This window comes from Psychromonas marina (assembly GCF_030161115.1).
Classification (GTDB): Bacteria; Pseudomonadota; Gammaproteobacteria; order Enterobacterales; family Psychromonadaceae; genus Psychromonas; species Psychromonas marina.
In genome coordinates this window covers 107,711-127,194 of record NZ_BSPQ01000004.1, presented here as the reverse complement: position 1 = coordinate 127,194, position 19,484 = coordinate 107,711, and the positions used below count along the sequence as shown (strand labels likewise).

Here is a 19,484-nt window from a genome sequence, read left to right as displayed (position 1 = left end):
ATGCCCATTAATAAAACTAAACCACAGCCAGTTAATACACGACGCTATGTGGCGATTGGTAAAGCGTTAAGAGAGCAACTATCTCAAGACAAATATAAAGTGGGCGACCGTTTACCGACAGAGCGAGAAATTGCCGAAGTGCATAATGTTAGTCGCACTGTTATTCGTGAAGCGATTATTATGTTAGAGATCGAAGGCTTGGTTGAAGTCCGTAAAGGCTCTGGAGTGTATGTCACTAACCTGCCAAAATCTGAAAACTTGCCAATCAATAAGACTGACACCGAGCTTCAATCTAACCTGCTAATCTCTGCTTTTTCAGGGTTAAGCGTCACCGACATTGGTCCCTTTGAGCTACTACAAGCACGCCAGTTAATTGAAAGTAATATCGCAGAATTCGCCGCACATCAAATTACAAAAAGTGAAATTGAAGCGATGAAAGCAGTACTCGAAAAAGAAAAAAACGCCTTAAATATGGGTGATAACAATGAACAATATGACTATGAATTTCATATTTTAATTGCACAGGCAGCTAAGAATGATCTGTTGGTTGAGGTGGTTAAACTGATGTGGCGAATGCGACTAGAAAGTAAGATGTGGGAACAGTTACATGCTCATATCGACACTAAAGATTATCAAAAAAAATGGTTAAATGACCATCAAACTATCCTCTCTGCACTGCAAAGAAAGGACGCGTTAGGCGCAAAAAAAGCGATGTGGCAGCACTTAGAAAATGTTAAAAAAACACTGCTTGAGCTCTCTGATATCGACCATGAAAACTTTGATGGCTACCTATTTTCTTCCTACCCCTTAGCAGACAAATAACATTTAAATAAAAGCCAATAAACACGCTGCGTTATTGGCTTAATAAACAATACCTGCCTAATTGAGCGTAATATCTACCCGATTACTATTCAACACAGCCGTAGACAATATCACTGGAATCGCTTTTGAGATCGGTGTATCACTGAGATCCCCCTTGCCATCAATTGATACCAGTGGATTCGTTTCGGGGAAATAAGCGGCAATATTACCCTCAGGAATCTCATACTCTACTAATTTAAAACCATACACTTTACGTTCGACACCATCGCCCCAAAGGGCTTCAACATCAACTAACTGCCCGTTCTCAAAACCGAGTGCGCTAATATCATTATGGTTAACAAAAATAACTTTACGTTCTCCGTAAACACCACGATAGCGATCATCAAAACCATAAATCGTGGTGTTGTATTGATCGTGGGAACGCATCGTTTGTAAAACAAAGACCGGATCTTTACTGAGCGCGCGTAAATTTGCAGGCAATAGATGTGTAGGTAGATCATGGGTCATAAATTGTGCTTTTTTCGAGGCCGTCTGCCACTGCTTATCCGCCGCACTATTACCCAGATAAAAACCACCGGGTTGTTTTATTTTGTTATTCATATCATTGAATCCGGGAATAGCTTTCGCGATTAAGGTACGAATTCTATCGTAATCTTCAATCACCCAGCTCCAGTCAATCGGCTGCTTGCTTAGCGTCGCCTCAGCAATGCCCGCGATAATGGCGGGCTCTGAGCGCATCTCGCCGATATCACTCTCTATTACACCAGCAGATGCATGCACCATGCTAAAGGAATCTTCAACGGTCACGCTTTGTGGTTTACCTGCTTGCAGGTCAACATCGGTACGCCCTAAACAGGGTAATATCAACGCATCTTTGCCGTGAATAAGGTGAGTACGATTTAATTTGGTGGCAATATTCACGGTTAAATGACAACTTGCTAATGCTTGCTCGGTTAACGCCGTTTCTGGCGCTGCGGCGGCAAAGTTACCACCAAGACCAATAAACACCTTACTCTGTCCCGCGAGCATCGCTTTAATCGCTTCTACAGTGTTATGACCCGGCTCAGAAGGGGCTTTAAAATCAAAAGCCTGAGAAATATTATCGATGAAACTTGCTGGGGGTTTTTCATCAATACCCATAGTACGATCACCCTGCACATTACTGTGCCCACGGACCGGACACAAACCCGCGCCCTGCTTACCTATTTGCCCAAACAATAACTGTAGATTAGTGATCTCTTGAATAGTATTTACTGAGTGCTTATGCTGGGTAATGCCCATCGCCCAGGTGATAATCACTCGTTTAGATTGATAATAAATAGTAGCCGCTTGCTCGATTTCAGACTGTGATAAACCAGCTTGTTCAGTGATTTCATGCCACGGTGTCGCTTGTACCGCATCGAGGTATTGCGCTAACCCTTGTGTATGTTCTGCAATAAATGCCAAATCGAATATCGACTCTTCACCTGCTGCTAGTTGTGCTTCATTAATGACAGACAATGCTTTCACCATGCCCCGCACCACGGCCATATCGCCGCCGAGTTTAGGCATAAAATAACACTGACTTATTTGTGTAGAACCATCGGTCAGCATCTCTTTCGGTGATTGTGGATTAGTAAAGCGTTCTAAACCGCGCTCTTTTAAGGTATTAAAAGAGACAATCGCAGCACCACGACGCGAGGCTTCACGCAGTGTATCTAACATACGCGGATGATTTGTTCCTGGATTTTGGCCAAATACAAAAATCGCATCGGCATGCTCAAAGTCAGACATTTTAACCGTGCCTTTACCCACACCAATCGCTTGCTTCATGCCAATGCCACTTGCTTCATGACACATGTTAGAGCAGTCAGGAAAGTTATTACTACCAAATTTACGCACGAAGAGTTGATACAAAAAGGCCGCTTCATTACTTGCTCGTCCGGAGGTATAAAACTCTGCCTGATTTGGACTTTCCAGTGCATTGAGATGTTTAGCAATCAATGCAAAGGCATCCTGCCAACTGACGGCTTGGTAACAATCCGTTGCAGGATTATATTGAACCGGATGATTTAAGCGACCTTGATACTCCAGATAATAATCGCTTTGCTCTTTTAACCAACTCACTGGGTGTTGCTGAAAAAACGCAGGTGTCACTCGGCGGCTGGTTGCCTCCCAGTTGACCGCTTTCGCCCCATTTTCACAAAATCTAAAACGGCTTCTCTCCTCAGATTCTCCCCATGCACAGCCCGGACAATCAAAGCCGTGGTCCTGGTTAGTTTTCAGCAAAGTTTTAATATTTGTAGTCACATTCTCACTTTTTATAAGATGTTTCGTGGTACTTAAAAGTGCTCCCCAGCCACCCGCTGAGCCATCATATTTTTTAATTGTCATATCAATTCTCTATTTCGTCATTCATTATTCAGATGTGGCGAGGTTCAAACGAAAAGCGCCGTGGTAAAGATTAAAACTGCCATCACGACTAAAGCCGATCAGGGTTAAATTAAAACGTTTGGCCATATTGATAGCGAGATTTGAGGGTGCCCCCACCGCTGCAAGTATTGGGATGCCTGCAACCAGTACTTTTTGCACCAATTCAAAACTAATACGTCCACTCAAAAAGACTATTTTACGCTGTGTATCAAGCTCAGGCGTTGCCGCTAAACGACCGAGTAATTTATCTAATGCATTATGCCGCCCAACATCCTCACTATTTAATAACAGCTGACCAGCCTCATCAAAAAGCGCACAACCATGTACACCACCGGTTTGCTTAAACATCGATTGTACCTGTGCTAACTGCTCAGAAAATTGACCGATGATATGGCTAGATAACCACGCTTCAGCGCTATCTAAACGCGGAATGTCGCGTAGCTCGAGGGATTGCATTGAGGATTTCCCACATACACCACAGCTCGAAAATGAGGTGGTATCACGCTTGATAAAATCCCAATCAACGACCACATTTGGGCATAAGTGGACATTTATCTCATTGATACTTATCTCATCGTCATCTAGTTGAGTATTAATCCCGATAATGTCCGTCGCGCTTTTGATTACCCCCTCAGCTAATAACAACCCGGTGACTAAATTCACATCATCACCAGGGGTGCGCATGGTGACTAAATAGATACGATCCTGCTCTTTACCCGATTGTTCTTGATAAATAAGTCTAATTTGTAGTGGCTCTTCAACAATGACCGAGTCGATTGAAAGCCTTATTTGCGCACCTTGGATCTGTTGTCGAGAACAGCTAACAACCCCCGAAGCGGCGCGGTTTATCTCTTCTGGCGGCATGTTATCTGGAGTCATATTAATATTAAGTTCGCTGCCTCTAAAATCGAATGAATAATCTTTTTGATCTGTTTGCTGTTCAGCCATAGGCTTACTTCACTCCCATCAATGGAATTTAAAATCGGTTATCATCTATATACTTTTTGCATCTATAAAACACACAATATGAAAACGAAGAATGACAAAAGTATTGAGCGCTGATATGAGAAACGCAGCACTATCCAACCTTTAATTATGAGTACCCATTATCAACATTTAATAAAACAAAAACTCAACACTCCGCACAAAAAATCACAAGCAAATGCCGTGATTAAATCTTTTTCGCCATCGTGATAACAAAAGAGGATGCTTTCAGGCAGATTTGTATAGTAAAGTCAGCTTTCTATTTTAAAAAAGAGATGATGTGATGCAGTGGTTATGCCTTAAATTCAGTGAGTTATCGACTAATCAGCTTTACCAATTATTACAATTACGCGTAGATGTCTTTGTGGTGGAGCAAAACTGCCCCTACCCAGAACTTGATGATAAAGACCACCATCCAGATGTTTACCACTTACTCGCCTATCAAGATGAAAAAATTATCGCTTGTGCACGCTTGTTAGCGCCGGGAATAAGTTATCCACAAGTTAGTATTGGGCGCATTGCAACAGCAAAGGCAAACCGCCAAGGTGGGTTAGGCAAGCAACTATTAAATAACGCATTACAACAGTGTGAGCAGCATTGGCCGCAGCAAGATATTCAAATAGGTGCGCAGGTTTATCTGATCAACTTCTATCAATCATTTGGTTTTAAACGCCACTCACCTGATTATGTGGAGGATGGCATCCCACACTTAGATATGTTGTTACTAAAATAATATATAAATTAAAGTGACTCGTTGTTTGCTTTAGAGGAGGTGAATTCTTCTCTTAGCCAACTCCGTAGGCTCATTACACTCTCAAGCTTTAACTTTTCTGGGCGGCAAACAAAGTAAAAGGCCTGCAGCGGGTTAGAAACACTGCTACCAATCTCTCTTAATAAGCCATGCTCGATATCATCTTTAACAAATTGTCGATGCGTAATTAACACCCCGAAATTTCGGATTGTCGCATGTATCGCTTGCGCGGATACATTAAAGGTAAGGTTATTTGAAGAATGTGGCAGTGATAAATTTTGTGCTTCACACCAAGTGCGCCAATCTTTTTTACGACGATCATTAGCAACACTCACCGCCGGATAACGGGTGATAATTTCTTGTAGCGACAACTTTGAATCCTTTGGTAGAAGGCCCGGACCACAGACTAGCACGAGCTCATCATCGGTGAGCTTTTCACAATAATAATTCTGCCAATCATCAATAGCATCGTGAATAAGCGCCACATCGACTCCCTCTCGTGCTAAATCAAAAACACCAGTACGGTTAGAGATACGCACATCAAGTTTGGGATCAAATGCTTGCAAATGCCCCACACGAGGGATCCACCAATGCAATGCTAATGAGTTGACCATATTAACCGTCAAACGATGATGATTATTTTTATTTAATAATGCTTCACTCGCTTGCATTATTTTATGTAGCGCCGGCCCCACCTCTTTATAATATTGTTTACCTTCACGATTAAGTTCTATATTGCGCCCAATACGTTCAAATAACTCAGTCCCTAATTGCCCCTCTAATGCTTTAATAGACTGACTTACCGCAGAGTGACTGACACTTAATAACTTCGCAGCCGCAGACATACTGCCGGTTTCGACCACAGCAATAAATGAATAGATAGATTTTAACGGAGCCTGCTTTCTCATTTTTACCACCTGTAAGTTTTACTTACATAATAGTCCATGATTACTCACTATTTTTACGTGAACTAGATCACCATAATAGGAGCATGTTTATTAAAAGGGGGCCGTAATGTCTAATAAAAATAGCTATAAAGCGATATTGTTTATGTTGGTCTCGACATTAAGCTTATCGATGACAGGTTTAATGACCAAATATCTCAGCGCAAATGTTGAAATCGGCAATCTCGTTTTGCTGCGCTTTTTCTTACCTTCTCTGTTGTTAATATTGGTATTAGCACTTACCAAAATCCGTCTTCCTCCAAAAGATATGCGTAAATTACTGCTCATCAGGGCATTAAATGTGGGTGCCTCTCAGCTTTGCTTTATCTACGCACTTGAAAACCTGTCACTAGTAGAAAGTGTGGTGCTATTTGGCACTGGGCCTATCTTTATGACGCTACTTGAAAGGGTTATGTTTAAGATCTCTATCAAAACCTCAACGCTCATTTCAATCCTATTAACATTCAGTGGGGTGATATTATTAGCCGGTCAATCGTCAGGTTTCTCTTTCAAGCCCGAAATATTTATTGGCTTACTGGCGGGGTTATTTAATGCAGGTTCACAGCTCAGCTTACATAAAGCCTCAAAGGGTAGTATGTCGAGCACAGAAAATAATGCTTGGACATTTTTATACGCTGGATTGTTTTTACTGCCGATCATCACCCTACTGAATATCGGCGGTCAGGTTGAGTTAGTGCTATTACCCCACTGGGGATGGTTACCTATTGCGACTTTCTTAATAATGGCCATGACAGTGATCACCACGCAAGCGATGCGCTATAAAGCATATCAACTTGCAGATAACAGCTCGCAATTGGCACCATTAATCTATACAAACCTTGTTTTTAGCGCTATTTTACAGTTCACGCTATTTGAGACTCAATTTACTCGCTATCAAATATTGGGGTTAGTGGTGATAGTGATAGCCAACATTATCTGCACCATTCTACCCATGCTTAAACAGAAAAAAAGAGTGTTAGTAATCCCCGCTAATAGTAGGCCTAATGCAGCTATATCGTGAGAGGTGATGACTCTCTCCCTGTTCTTTATTAATCAATAGCATTAGTCTGTTATTTACTAGAGTTACTATCATTATCAATGCTAAAGTATCGCCTCCGGACGTTTAGTCACTTATATATTATGAATGAGAAGTTAGTTATGAATACACCCACAACACCTAAGCAAACGCCACGTGGCGAGCTATTATTACGTACCCTTGCGATGCCTGCAGACACTAATGCAAATGGTGATATTTTTGGTGGATGGATCATGTCTCAACTGGATTTAGCGGGTGCGATTCTGGCGAAAGAGATTTCAGGAGGACGCGTTGTAACCGTATCTGTTTCTAGCATCACTTTTAAAGCGCCAGTTAGCGTGGGAGATGTCGTGTGCTGTTACGGTGAATGCACCAGAATTGGTAACGCTTCGCTGTCTATCGCACTTGAAGTGTGGGTTAAAACCGTTGCAACTGATGGGGTGAGTGAGCCTTACCTTGTTTGTGATGCAGTATTTAACTATGTTGCAATAGATGGTGAGGGTAAGCCACGATCTGTTGCTAAGAAGCTAGATTAGAAGGTCATTGGTATAAACAACAAACATAAAAAAGCCAGCAAATTGCTGGCTTTTTAGTATCACGTTAATAGTAAATTACTTTTTGTATCAATCGTGTGTCGCGTTAACTTTGTAGAATGTTGCTTGTACGAAGTCATCTGGGTTACCAGAATTGTTTTGGTTGTATGCACCCCATTTGAAGTACATGTATTTACCACCAACATCGTAACCACTCTTGCTCATATCAACAACTTGAACAGCGTCGTCTTTACCTTCACGAGAAAGTGTCACTGTCATTGTGTTACCCACAACTTTAATTTGGTAAGAGAAGACTTCACCTAGTGCAATACCGTCTTCAACAATACCGTCTAGACCACCCACTAAGTCGTAGTAATCATCACTACCTTTCAATGTGTTTTCATGTGCGAAGTAAACTGTACCTGTATCCCGGTTTGGTAATTTACGGTAGTAAAGACGAATCGGCTCATCATCTTGGTCATGAATTTGACCGATAATGAAACGACCTACTTGGTGTACAACACCCGTTGAAGTTGTGTGATCAACTTTCATCGTTACATCTAATGTACCATCTACACCGCCAGCAGCGATTTTGTCTGCTTCAGGCGCACTACCGAATACCCAGTTATTCTTATTTACACCCTTAGTCGCATGTGATTTATCACCCTTACGTAACATTTCACGCATCTCTGTACGAGTGTATTTAGTGTTTGTAGAAGTACGAGTACCTTTAATGTATGAACGAATTGTTACACCACCATCATCGGCTGTGTAGAATAATTCTGGATGCTCATAACCCTGTTGAAGATCCCATTCTTGGATGTTATCTGCTTTACCATTACCATCGGCATCCGTTGCAATAGATAGGTACCAGCTAGTTAAATCAATATTTTGGTAAGGTTTGTTACCTGGTTGTGGCACATCTGGAATCTCTGGAGATACAAGCGGCTTGTTAGTAACACACTTCATTGAGTCACAAGGTACTGGTAAAAAAGCAATTTCAGGAGCCGTATCGATATGGCTTACGTGAATTTTCTTAAACGTTGCGTCAAATGCACCGCCACCGGCTTTATTAACTTGTGGGTATAGACCCGCTTTAAAGTAGAATGTCTCGTCTTTCCAAGCGTCATCTAACTCTTTACCAAATTTAAGTTTCTTGGTTACGCCACCGGCAGAAAGTTCGATACCATCATCGGTCATCTTGATGATGTAAACCCATGGTTTAGTAGGATCAGCAATCTTACCTAACTTAACAGAGAACGGGCTCTTAGTTGTTGTTTTGTTAAGAATTACGCGAACAGGTTTTTTCTCACCTTCCCATAATAATTTAACCGTTGCCGCATGTGAGTTTTTAGCATGTATTTGACCCAATACAACTTTAGGAGCAACAACTTTTAGCTCACCTGTTTTGTCATCTATTTTTTTCTTATCGCGTGGTTTTTCAGGCCATTCATTAAGCTGAACGGTTGCCGCTAAAGTATGTGTGCCACCGTAAGACCAGTTAGCCATTGGTGTTGGCTCACATGCTTTCCAATCATTTGCTAATTCACGGAACTCAGAACGAATATACGTAGAGTTAGGTGTTGTTGAGCCACCTTCTAGCGGTACACGGAAATGCCAGCCAGCTTTGTCTACACTGAAGTAAGGGCTTTTTATTTCTTCAGAAAGTGAAGAGCCATCTAAGCTACAGTTTCTTGGTAATATCTCAGCGGCAGAAGTGGCTTTAGCACCTTGTAATGCATAGTAAGCTTCAGCACCTTTAGCGTTTTTACCGTACAAACTTTCATTTGTTACAGGCACCGTCAGCTTCCAATTATTTAAAGAAGTACCAACACTATCATTACGCTCTAGCTCTACTGTTGGCGCGGCTGCTGCAATCGCTTTTAAAGTATCACTGGTAATAAATTCAAGTGCTGAACAAGTGTTTACTTTACAGTTTACAGCACTCAATTCAGTCACACTATTCCACGTGTTTGAACTATTACCCTTACCAACGTATTTAACGTATCGAGCTTGAACTGGGGCTTTAAGTGGGAAACGTTCAATCGTATTTGTTTTTCCTGATGATGTAACATCAGCTAACACTTTAGTCCATGTTTTGCCGTCTTCACTCACTTCAATATCGAAGTAGCTAGCACGCTGATCACCTTTACTAAATGAGGCTCTGATTGCATCAAATTCAGCTACTTTACCGTAATCTAACGTTGCAGTCTCACCAGGACCACTTGCAGACCAACGTGTTTTAATATCACCATCAATTAAACGGTCAGGTCCATTACCATCATGAGAACTTGCGTCAACTTTTACTGGTATTAGGTAAGCTTCAGTACCAGCTTCATTTATTATTCTCGCTGGCTCATCTGTCGTAGCACAACCACCAAGGGCCATCGCTATCGAAGTCGTCAAAAATAGACTTAGTTTTCCATTTCTCATCTTAATCCTCAATTGTATTATTTTACCATCTAAAAAAAGGCGGAAAAAATTGAAATATGGAACAGCAATATGTATATCCCATACAATCATAGTATGATTATTTAATTATAATCCGACTGTATATAGGCTACATTAACTTTTCGGTGCGGTGAGTAAGATAATAAAGAAGTCTAATCTAGATCTCAGTTCAAGCCATTAAAAGTAATATTATTGTATGATGAATCAATTAATTAATAAAAATGGTGAAAATCAAAATTATTAAATTGCATAAAAAATCATCACATATATACCCAAAATGAGGTTAAATAATTCAAAAGCTGTTTTCTTTGAAAATATGCAGAGAAAAAAGGCATTAAAATACGCCGATTTTTATCGGCCATAATGCACTTTATGGTCGACACCTCACAATTATTTTCCCTAAAAGCGTAACGCCAGCCATTGTTTATTATTCCACCAAAAGACCTGCCCCGCTTTTTCTCCAAATAGAAACGTTATCTACAAACGTTCAAAAAAAATACAAAACATTTTCTTAAACCGCTGATTTTTAATGAAATAACTTTAAAACCCTGAGTGTAGCTAAAATCAAAAATGAGTACATGCTTCATTCAGAGATCACGCTTTATTTGTTGAAATGTATTTTTACTATGAGTGCTAAAGGTTAATTGCATTTCAGACAATGGATGCTTCCCCCTATGCTAATTGCGATTTAAATTTCCGCCGGATTGTTTTCTAAACAATATTTTGAGGCAGAAATAAAAAACAATATTGATTATAAAAACACCAAGGAGAAGGGTTTAAATGCAAAATAAATTCAGCAAATTAGCACTATCAACAATGCCTAGAATCTGTGCAATGGCAATCGTGACTTCATTGGCTCTTGCAGGATGTAATAGCTCATCATCAGAAACAGAAGCGGCCCCTGGTCAACCTGCAGGTGTGGTGAAAGCTGGCGATAAAGAAGCAGTGATATACCTGCTTAACGAACAAGCAACAAAAAGCAATTCTCTACAAAGAAGTGCGATTGCACAGTCACTACACGTATGGAATGACGATACGTGTAGTGCACTGGATAACAGTAAAATTACTGGTTTTGACCAGTGGGATGTCGGCGTTGCAGCTACAGGTCAAGACACCACGGGTATTTATTGGGTATTGCCACTAACAAGCCAAGAAGCTGAAGATTGCATTAATTTCATCATTCGTGATGGTGAAGGCGGCCAATCAGCAAATATGAAATTAGAGTTTTCTGTCATTGCGGATCGCCAAGGTTTTGTACCTGCAGATTATTCAACTATTTTAGATAATCCAAGCGATGAGACCCCCGTTAGCTTAAATGGGGCGTCTGCACACTGGGTTGATGCCGACACCCTACTATGGGAAGGTGCTAAATCTGCTGATAAAGTAGAAATTTACCACGATAAAACAGCAAGTATTACATTTGATGCGGACACTAAAACCATCTCAGGTGGCAGTGTTATCACCCTTGATACGGGCAGCGCTAGCGAAGCCGTTAAAGCAAAATTCCCACATCTACAAGATTATGCAGCATTCAGTGTAGCCAGTGATATTGATGCTAAAGATGTATTAAAAGGTCAACTTATTGCGGTTGCACGTGATGGCGCGGGTGAAATCACTGCACTCACTAAAATACAGATCCCCGGCGTACTTGATGATCTTTATACCGGTAGTGAAGAGGAAAGTGCGAACGCAGATAAAGAGATGCTTGGTGCCGTTATAGATGGCGGAGAGGTGACTTTCAGTGTTTGGGCTCCTACTGCACAAAAAGTAGAGTTAATTATCTCCAACGATGCTTCAACAGTGCAAACGGGTTATCCACAAGCGATGAGTGATGAAGATGGCGACGGTGTTTATAAACTAACACCTGAGAGCGACGTAATGGGTAAATATTACCGCTACCGTGTTACCGTTTACCATCCAACAACGGGTAACTTAGAGATGTTTGATGTTACCGACCCTTACTCATTAAGTTTGTCTGAGAACAGCCTATATTCACAGGTTGTTGATATGGATGATGCAAGCTTAAAACCAGATGGCTGGGATGAGTACCAGTTTGATGCAGAAGCTAAAGCAACCGATGCAATTATCTATGAGTCCCATATTCGCGACTTTAGTAATAGCGACACCACTGGTAGCACAGAAAACAATGGTAAATATCTTGCTTTCACGGAAGCTGATCGCGCCAGCATGAAGCATCTACAAACCCTTAAAGATGCGGGATTAACTTATTTCCATCTGATGCCAACCTTTGATATCGCAACGGTGAACGAAGACCCAGAAAAATTGGTAGACCTTAATGATACGGTTGCAAAACTCTGCACATTAAATGCAAGTGCAGCGTTATGTAGCAGCGCAGATAAAAGTGTCACCCTATTATCTCTGCTAGAAAGCTACGATCCAGAAAGCAGCGATGCACAAGCGCTGATGAATGACATGCGCGCACTTGATAGCTTCAACTGGGGTTATGACCCATATCACTACACAGTGCCAGAAGGTAGCTATGCAAGTGATGCTGAAGGGACGATACGTATTGAAGAGTTCCGTCAAATGGTGAAAGCACTACATGACATGGGTCTTAAGGTGGTTATGGATGTCGTTTATAACCATACAAACGCTTCTGGCACCAATGACAAATCAGTATTAGATAAAGTGGTACCTGGTTATTATCACCGTTTAAATACTGACTCAGGCGCTGTTGAACAATCAACATGTTGTGACAATACTGCAACCGAAAATGTGATGATGGAAAAACTAATGGTTGATTCATTGGTGACTTGGGCACGCGACTACAAAATTGACTCGTTCCGCTTCGACCTGATGGGTCATCATATGAAAACCAATATGGAAAAAGCATTAGCGGCAGTGCAAGCGGTTAACCCAAGCACTTACTTCTACGGTGAAGGTTGGAACTTTGGTGAGGTGGCAGATGGTCAGCGTGGTGAAAACGCAATTCAATGGAATATGGCCGGTACTGGCATCGGGTCATTCAGTGACCGTCTGCGTGATGCGGTTCGTGGTGGAGGCCCATTTGATGGCGGCGAAGGTTTACGTGATAACAAAGGTTTTGCTAATGCAGGTCCTGACTTTTTAGATGATGCAAAAAAATCAGACCTAAATGTCTTAACCGACTTAGTACGTCTTGGTATGGCAGCAAATCTAAAAGACTACATGCTATTCGATTCAACTGGCGCACTTAAACGAGGCCAAGATGTTGATTATAATGGCCAGAAAGCGGGCTATGCAGAACAACCTCAAGAAACATTAAACTACGTTTCTAAGCACGATAACCAAACCTTATGGGATAACAATCAATATAAAATTCTAGCGGGTACAAGTTCAGATGATCGTGTACGTATGCAAAATATCGCACTCAGCACCGTATTATTAGGTCAAGGCGTACCATTCCTGCATATGGGCTCAGATCTATTACGCTCGAAATCGATGCAACGTGATAGTTACGATTCAGGTGATTGGTACAACCGTGTTAATTTTGATCTACAAAGTGGTGATCTAAATAACAACTGGAATGTTGGTTTACCCCGTGAAGATAAAGACGGTGGTAATTACGATGTGATTAAAGAGGTAATTGCAGACAGTGAAGCACAACCAACGGCAGAACAAATTAACCTAGCAGCTTCTCAGTTCCAAGAGTTGATGACAATCCGTACCACCAGTCCACTGTTTAACTTAGCAACAACGGAAGAAGTGATGGCACGTGTCGACTTCCAGAATAGCGGTAAAGAGCAAGTAGCGGGTGTGATCGTGATGTCGATTGATGACGGTACTGGGCTAACTGACCTAGATCCTAACTATGATGCAGCTGTCGTGATTATCAATGCAACAACAGAAGAGAAAGAAATGTCTGTCGCTAATGCAAGTGGTTTTGCACTGCATGAGATTCAGCTTGAATCTGCTGATGATGTTGTCCAAAATGCTGCGTTCGCTGATGGAACCTTTACTGTTCCAGCCTTAACAACCGCAGTATTTGTTAAAGCGCAAGGTGAAGCTCAGGGAATGGGACTACCCATCGTAGAGAAAGATGCAACTAAAATACCGACCTATGGTGATACAGCTATCTACTTAAAAGGATTAGATGGTGAATGGGGTGCGGTTAACTTACTTGCTTTTGGAAATAGCGTTTACTCTATCGAAATGACAACAACTGCAGGCGCTAAAGAGTTTAAAATGGCCGATGCAGGCTGGACAACTCTAATTTTCGGAATGGGTAACATTGTTGTTGGAGAAGGATCTGTTGCACTAACTGGCGATGATAATATCAATTTCACTGCCGAAGACGGCACCTACATCTTCACACTAGATGCCTCTGCAGATGCAGCTAAACCGACAGTAACGGTAACAAAGAAATAATAAATAGCGGCTATCACACTTAACGCACTATTGGTTAAGCTAGTTAGATAAAGCACTCAATCCCCAGTCTTGTATAAGATTGGGGATTTTTTGTTTAACAGCTAAAGCCAGGGGCTTATAACAATAATGCAATGCCCTTTTAATACTCAGTAAAAACAGATAAGTTCAAAGTAAAAGTTGCCGTAAATAGCGGCGACCTTTGTAAAAATTGTCACGTAGAAATAACCTACAGTAACCAGCAAGATTGATTCGATAATAAGTGGATTTATTAGCAGTGCGGTTGGGTAGTTATTGAATGAGTTTGTTATTATTTAGGATACAAAAAATGCTATTCACCTAAGATGAATAGCATTTTTAGAACGGTAGATAATTTTATTACAGTCTATTTGAGTAACATACCATTAGAAAAGTTAGGTTATTTAAAAACTCACATTGGTCTGGTTTCGGCCTGCTTTTATTGCGCCATGAAACGCTTTTTTAGCTTCATCTCTTAATAACGCCATAGTAGTCAATTCACTCGGAAAGATACTTGATAAACCAATGCTCACCGTCACAGCATCACTTACTTCTGAGGCTTTATGCTCGGTTGCAGATTCAGCAATAAATTGATGCATCTGTTCCGCTATTTTTAATGCTCGTGTCGCGTTGCCACCTTTAAGTAGTACAATAAAGTTACCATCATCTAAATAATAAACAAAGCCGCCATGTTTTTCACAGGTTTGCTGCAGAGCACAGGCCACAATCAATAAAGCATCCTCACTTGATTGTTTCCCATAGTGCTCAATGTAAGGGTTAAGAAAATCAAAGCCACAGATGATCATCGATAATAACTCTTCTTCAGCCTGACATTCTTGCCACAGCGCAGAGAAATTCACCTTCAATGAGGCCTGATCAGTAATCTGCATATCTAATAGAAATTGTTTAAAATTAGACACTTCAGAACTGGCGCTCTCATGCTGTGGCGGAAGATCAACAGAAACTTGGTTTCGCCCTGATAATCTTGCTTGATGTAACGTGTTATTAGCTTTTTCAATTAACATCGACATTGAGTTTGGATAGATACTTGAAACACCGATACTCAAGGTAACAACACGGCTAATATTAGAGAATTTATGCTCGGTTTGTGATGCTTCAACCGCTGAACGTAGTGCTTCTGCAATATTTAAAGCAGCTTCTTCATCCTTGCCCTTTAAAAGAATACCAAATTCTTCTTTTTGATAATGCGCTAAAAAACAGCCATGTTTATCACAAATATTTTTCAGTGCGAGACCAACAACAAGCAGCATAAAAGATGCACCTTGCTGACCATAATTATCAATATAGGATTTAAAAGCATCAATTTCACATAGCAGTACCGATAATGATGATCCATCCATACTCGCATCTAACCAAAGTTGCTCATATTTTTTGTCAAAGGCACTGCGGTCGGCAATATTCATCTGTGACATGACTTTTTCAAAACCAGAAGACTCTGCTTGCTCTGAATGTCTATATTCCGCAATATCTACAACCGCTTTACCCTCTTCCCCATCCAGATCAAAAGTGAATGCATCAGAGTCAGCTTTATCTTCAGTTTGTATATATTTCGACATAAATTATTCCTTGAGAATAGTTTCTCTTATTAAATACTTCTGGTATGTTGCTTCAGTGAAAATCACACTATGAGATAATATTATTTAGCTAAAACCAGACAGTTATTGATTACAACATATTTCCTTTGAGATAAAAGTAACTCGCTAATGTTCATATTTCAACCTCCTTTTTACCGTCTCCCTCTCAATTACCGACATATCAAAAAATCATACCCAAACTTGATGTTTTTTATATATAAACGTTCAAAAACAAGCAGTTTAACGACATGATTTAATGTACAGATTGGCATTAATCGATTTACTGGGAAGTAATAGATATACCTCCCGACTTGATCCTTCTATAGACTTAAGTTGATATTAGTTATTGTTTTATTCACACAATATCTCTTGTACTGTTAATAAGTCTGTTGCTTTGTCAGCAGGTAGTGGTTTAGAGAACAGATAACCTTGATAAGTTGAGCAGCCATTTGTTAATAAAAACGCTTTTTGTGCTTCCGTTTCAACACCTTCCGCTATTGTTTGTAACCCCAAATTATTAGCTAAATTAATAATCGTTGAACATATTTGTCCATCTTCAGTCGTAGAAGCACATTCATTAACAAATGATCGATCAATTTTGAGTATATCAATCGGTAAACGTTTTAAATAACTAAGTGATGAATAACCCGTACCAAAATCATCCACTGATATTTTAATATTCATCCCTTTTAGCTCAGACAAAACCTTAATACACTCCTCTATTTCAGTTAATAACACCCCTTCCGTTATCTCAATCTCTAAATGCTCACCTAACATATTATTAGCCGCTAACTGTGCATTGATAAAGGGGATAAGTTTTCCTGAAATAAGGTGCTTTCCTGATATGTTCACTGAGATCGGCACAAGCTCATAACCTTGTTTCTGCCATCGCATCTGTTGTTGCAATACCCTTTTAATCGCTAGCTCTCCGATGGTAATAATGATGTCTGATTTTTCAGCGATCGGGATAAATACAGCGGGAGAAATATAATGCCCATCGCAACCTAACCATCGAACTAAGGCTTCGAAGCCAATAACATCATCATATTGATTCACTTTAGGCTGGTATACAAAGTGAAATGACTCAGGATGATTAATTGCATTTATTAAATCTTGCTCATAAGTAAAATTAGCAAGATCAGCATCCTGCATTTCTGCCAGGAATAGCTGATAATTATTGCGACCATTATTTTTGGCATGATACATCGCAATATCAGCTTGTTTTATTAATTCCTGAGCATTCGCTTTTTCGACTTCAGATATTGCCACCCCGACACTGGTGAGTATATTCACCATATGCCCTTCCAATTCGATAGGCGTGTGCATCGAATTTAATATCTCTTGAGCTTTGTTAAGCGCGTTGAATTGATTTAACTCCCCAACCATCATGACTATGAATTCATCGCCTCCCCAACGCGCAATAACATCCGAAGAGCGCGTTACTTTGATCAATCGCTGCGCAACTTCACAGAGTAACTTATCGCCAGTTTTATGCCCTAAACTGTCGTTAACCTGTTTAAATCGATCTAAATCAAGAAAGAAAAGAGCAATATTTTGCGTGTGATTAGCTGGATTTTTAATAATACATTCTAAGCTCTTCATTAAATAAGTTCGATTGTATAAGCCCGTTAATGAATCACTGTATGCCAGCTGTTTCAGCTTATTTTGTAACTTTAGCTGTCGACCAATATTACGAATATGAAGGGTAAACTCGTTGTTAAGTGCATCACCTAAATTTGTTCTTGTTATTGACACCTCAGCAGGAAACTCTCCACTCGTATGGCAGCACAATATAATTGTATTTCTAATATTATGTAGCAATCCATCTGCAGAAGAGAACCCGTTTGTTAAACTATCTTGAATCCTCTGTTGGTCTTTGGGTTGAATAAACAGCTCAATAAAATTCTTACCAATAACCCGTTTTTTTAAGTAACCAAACATTTTTTCTGATGCAGGATTAAACTCTAGAATATGCCCACTTAGATCAACACTAACAATACTGTCCATCGATGAATCTAAGATTGCTCCCTTGCGTTTTTCACTAGATCGAAACTGTTTAATCGCATCATCTCGTTGCGTCATCTCATTATTAACGCGCTTAAGGACTTTGTTATATTGTTTCGCGATTTGCCCTACTTCAGTAAAGGGTTCTTCAGGCACAGAAACGGAAAAATCCCCCTGCGCTTGCTGTATATGCATAGAGTCTAATAATGAAATTAACTCCGTAGAGGCTCTATGCTCAGAAATATTCATACCGAGCGTTTCATTGACATCTGAAACACGTAAAGGCGCAAAGATATTAATTATTTTTAATAACAGGTAACTAGCAACAAAACTAAAAGTGACAATAGAAAAAATACCGATAAGTTGCGCATTGAATTGTTCAGCACGTGATAACCCAGTCCCTAATATCGACAAATCAGAAAAAACAGCAACCGCTAATGTTCCCCATATACCTGCAAATAAGTGTACGGGAATGACACCCAATGCATCATCAATTTTCAGCTTTTCAATCAACCCTGTACCATAATACAAAATAATACCGGCAATAATCCCTATCATCATCGCCTCTTTTGGAACGACACTATGACAACATGCAGTGATCGCAACAAGACCAGCAATAACCCCATTTAAGATATAAGAAACATCGATAAATTTATGATAATAATAATGAATGATTGACGCGACAATGCCACCAAAGGCAGCCGATATACAAGTGTTTAAAATAATACCAGGGACTTGCCCACTGAGTACCAACGTACTGCCACCATTAAAGCCAAACCAACCTAGCCATAATAATAAAACCCCTAAAACAGCGATAGGAATATTACTACCTTGTGGGAAGTTTGTGTCAGGATCAAAGCGTCCGATACGTGGCCCGACAATCAATACCGCCGCAAGTGCAACACTCCCGCCAACTGAATGCACGACCGTTGCTCCTGCAAAGTCGACAAAACCAATCACTTCTAACCAACCGAGATTATTTTCCGTATAGATCGATGACCACGCCCAATGCCCAGAGATAGGATAGATAACAGTCGTCAAAATGAGTGTGCCGTAAATGTAACCTTGATAGCTCATGCGTTCAGCAACAGCCCCTGACAGTAACGTCGCAGCAGTGCCACAAAACATCATTTGAAAAATAAAGAAGCTGACTTGAAAAGGAGTTTGCCGATCGCCAAAAAAGAAATCACTGGTGCCTAATAAACCATGAAATGATTCACCAAACATGAAACCAAAACCAATTGCCCAATAAATAGCAACCGCGACAATAAAATCAGAAATATTTTTGGCGGCAACATTGATGCTATTTTTACTGCGGATTCTTCCACTTTCTAAACAAAGAAAACCTGCTTGCATGACAAATACTAAAAATGCTGTTGTTAACAACCAATAATAATCCATTTAAAATCCCATTCGAGATAACTCAAATCCAGTTGAGTAAATAATTCATTAACATAATCTATAGGAGTGTAGTTTTTGTCAAGCAAGTGTCTGAGATTAAAAGGGTTTACATTAACAAAACAAAAAACATCAAATTTTAGTTGCCAACATTATTGTATTACTTGTCTC

The 19,484-nt window shown here is 40.2% G+C and carries 11 protein-coding genes; 5 read left to right on the top strand and 6 right to left on the bottom strand.

The features are described 5' to 3' along the window. A complete protein-coding gene (locus QQK09_RS08035) occupies positions 1-822 on the top strand; it encodes an FCD domain-containing protein (RefSeq protein ID WP_284203614.1) in 822 nt (273 codons plus the stop codon). A 57-nt stretch (positions 823-879) separates the two neighbouring features. Here the strand turns inward: QQK09_RS08035 and QQK09_RS08030 are convergent, their stop codons facing one another. Both QQK09_RS08030 and fdhD read right to left on the bottom strand, forming a co-directional pair. Beyond that, complete coding sequence (locus QQK09_RS08030; RefSeq protein WP_284203613.1) at positions 880-3,195, bottom strand: FdhF/YdeP family oxidoreductase; 2,316 nt, start codon at positions 3,193-3,195, stop codon at positions 880-882. Between the two features lie 24 nt (positions 3,196-3,219). Continuing rightward, on the bottom strand, positions 3,220-4,182 hold the full coding sequence (gene fdhD / locus QQK09_RS08025; protein WP_284203612.1) for a formate dehydrogenase accessory sulfurtransferase FdhD: 963 nt from the start codon (positions 4,180-4,182) through the stop codon (positions 3,220-3,222). 316 nt (positions 4,183-4,498) lie between these two features. On the opposite strand from fdhD, the gene QQK09_RS08020 reads away from it, so the two are divergent. Then, positions 4,499-4,951: a GNAT family N-acetyltransferase gene (locus QQK09_RS08020; RefSeq protein ID WP_284203611.1), complete on the top strand. Its 453-nt coding sequence runs from the start codon at positions 4,499-4,501 to the stop codon at positions 4,949-4,951. Positions 4,952-4,959: 8 nt separating this feature from the next. Here QQK09_RS08020 and QQK09_RS08015 read toward each other — a convergent pair whose 3' ends face one another. After that, positions 4,960-5,877, bottom strand: a complete 918-nt coding sequence (locus QQK09_RS08015; RefSeq protein ID WP_284203610.1) for a LysR substrate-binding domain-containing protein — start codon at positions 5,875-5,877, stop codon at positions 4,960-4,962. Positions 5,878-5,983: 106 nt separating this feature from the next. Here QQK09_RS08015 and QQK09_RS08010 point away from each other — a divergent pair, with 106 nt between their 5' ends. Continuing rightward, entirely contained in the window at positions 5,984-6,934 is a 951-nt protein-coding gene (locus tag QQK09_RS08010; protein ID WP_284203609.1) for a DMT family transporter, read from the top strand. A gap of 137 nt (positions 6,935-7,071) precedes the next feature. Beyond that, positions 7,072-7,485 (top strand): acyl-CoA thioester hydrolase YciA, encoded by a 414-nt coding sequence (yciA, locus tag QQK09_RS08005; RefSeq protein WP_284203608.1) that lies wholly within the window; start codon positions 7,072-7,074, stop codon positions 7,483-7,485. Between the two features lie 87 nt (positions 7,486-7,572). Here the strand turns inward: yciA and QQK09_RS08000 are convergent, their stop codons facing one another. Further along, positions 7,573-9,915 (bottom strand): polysaccharide lyase family 7 protein, encoded by a 2,343-nt coding sequence (locus QQK09_RS08000; protein WP_284203607.1) that lies wholly within the window; start codon positions 9,913-9,915, stop codon positions 7,573-7,575. 798 nt (positions 9,916-10,713) lie between these two features. Between QQK09_RS08000 and pulA the strand changes: the two genes are divergently transcribed. Further along, on the top strand, positions 10,714-14,301 hold the full coding sequence (gene pulA / locus QQK09_RS07995) for a pullulanase-type alpha-1,6-glucosidase (protein ID WP_284203606.1): 3,588 nt from the start codon (positions 10,714-10,716) through the stop codon (positions 14,299-14,301). Positions 14,302-14,720: 419 nt separating this feature from the next. Here the strand turns inward: pulA and QQK09_RS07990 are convergent, their stop codons facing one another. After that, positions 14,721-15,893, bottom strand: a complete 1,173-nt coding sequence (locus QQK09_RS07990; protein WP_284203605.1) for a diguanylate cyclase domain-containing protein — start codon at positions 15,891-15,893, stop codon at positions 14,721-14,723. 369 nt (positions 15,894-16,262) lie between these two features. After that, a complete protein-coding gene (gene amt / locus QQK09_RS07985) occupies positions 16,263-19,316 on the bottom strand; it encodes an ammonium transporter (protein WP_284203604.1) in 3,054 nt (1,017 codons plus the stop codon). Between the last annotated feature and the right edge of the window lie 168 nt (positions 19,317-19,484).

Excerpts from the sequence above, each read along its gene's own strand:
- fdhD (WP_284203612.1), bottom strand. The coding sequence starts at position 4,182 with ATGGCTGAACAGCAAACAGATCAAAAAGATTATTCATTCGATTTTAGA.
- QQK09_RS07990 (WP_284203605.1), bottom strand. The coding sequence starts at position 15,893 with ATGTCGAAATATATACAAACTGAAGATAAAGCTGACTCTGATGCATTC.
- QQK09_RS08035 (WP_284203614.1), top strand. The coding sequence starts at position 1 with ATGCCCATTAATAAAACTAAACCACAGCCAGTTAATACACGACGCTAT.
- amt (WP_284203604.1), bottom strand. The coding sequence starts at position 19,316 with ATGGATTATTATTGGTTGTTAACAACAGCATTTTTAGTATTTGTCATG.
- QQK09_RS08015 (WP_284203610.1), bottom strand. The coding sequence starts at position 5,877 with ATGAGAAAGCAGGCTCCGTTAAAATCTATCTATTCATTTATTGCTGTG.
- QQK09_RS08000 (WP_284203607.1), bottom strand. The coding sequence starts at position 9,915 with ATGAGAAATGGAAAACTAAGTCTATTTTTGACGACTTCGATAGCGATG.
- QQK09_RS08030 (WP_284203613.1), bottom strand. The coding sequence starts at position 3,195 with ATGACAATTAAAAAATATGATGGCTCAGCGGGTGGCTGGGGAGCACTT.
- pulA (WP_284203606.1), top strand. The coding sequence starts at position 10,714 with ATGCAAAATAAATTCAGCAAATTAGCACTATCAACAATGCCTAGAATC.
- yciA (WP_284203608.1), top strand. The coding sequence starts at position 7,072 with ATGAATACACCCACAACACCTAAGCAAACGCCACGTGGCGAGCTATTA.
- QQK09_RS08010 (WP_284203609.1), top strand. The coding sequence starts at position 5,984 with ATGTCTAATAAAAATAGCTATAAAGCGATATTGTTTATGTTGGTCTCG.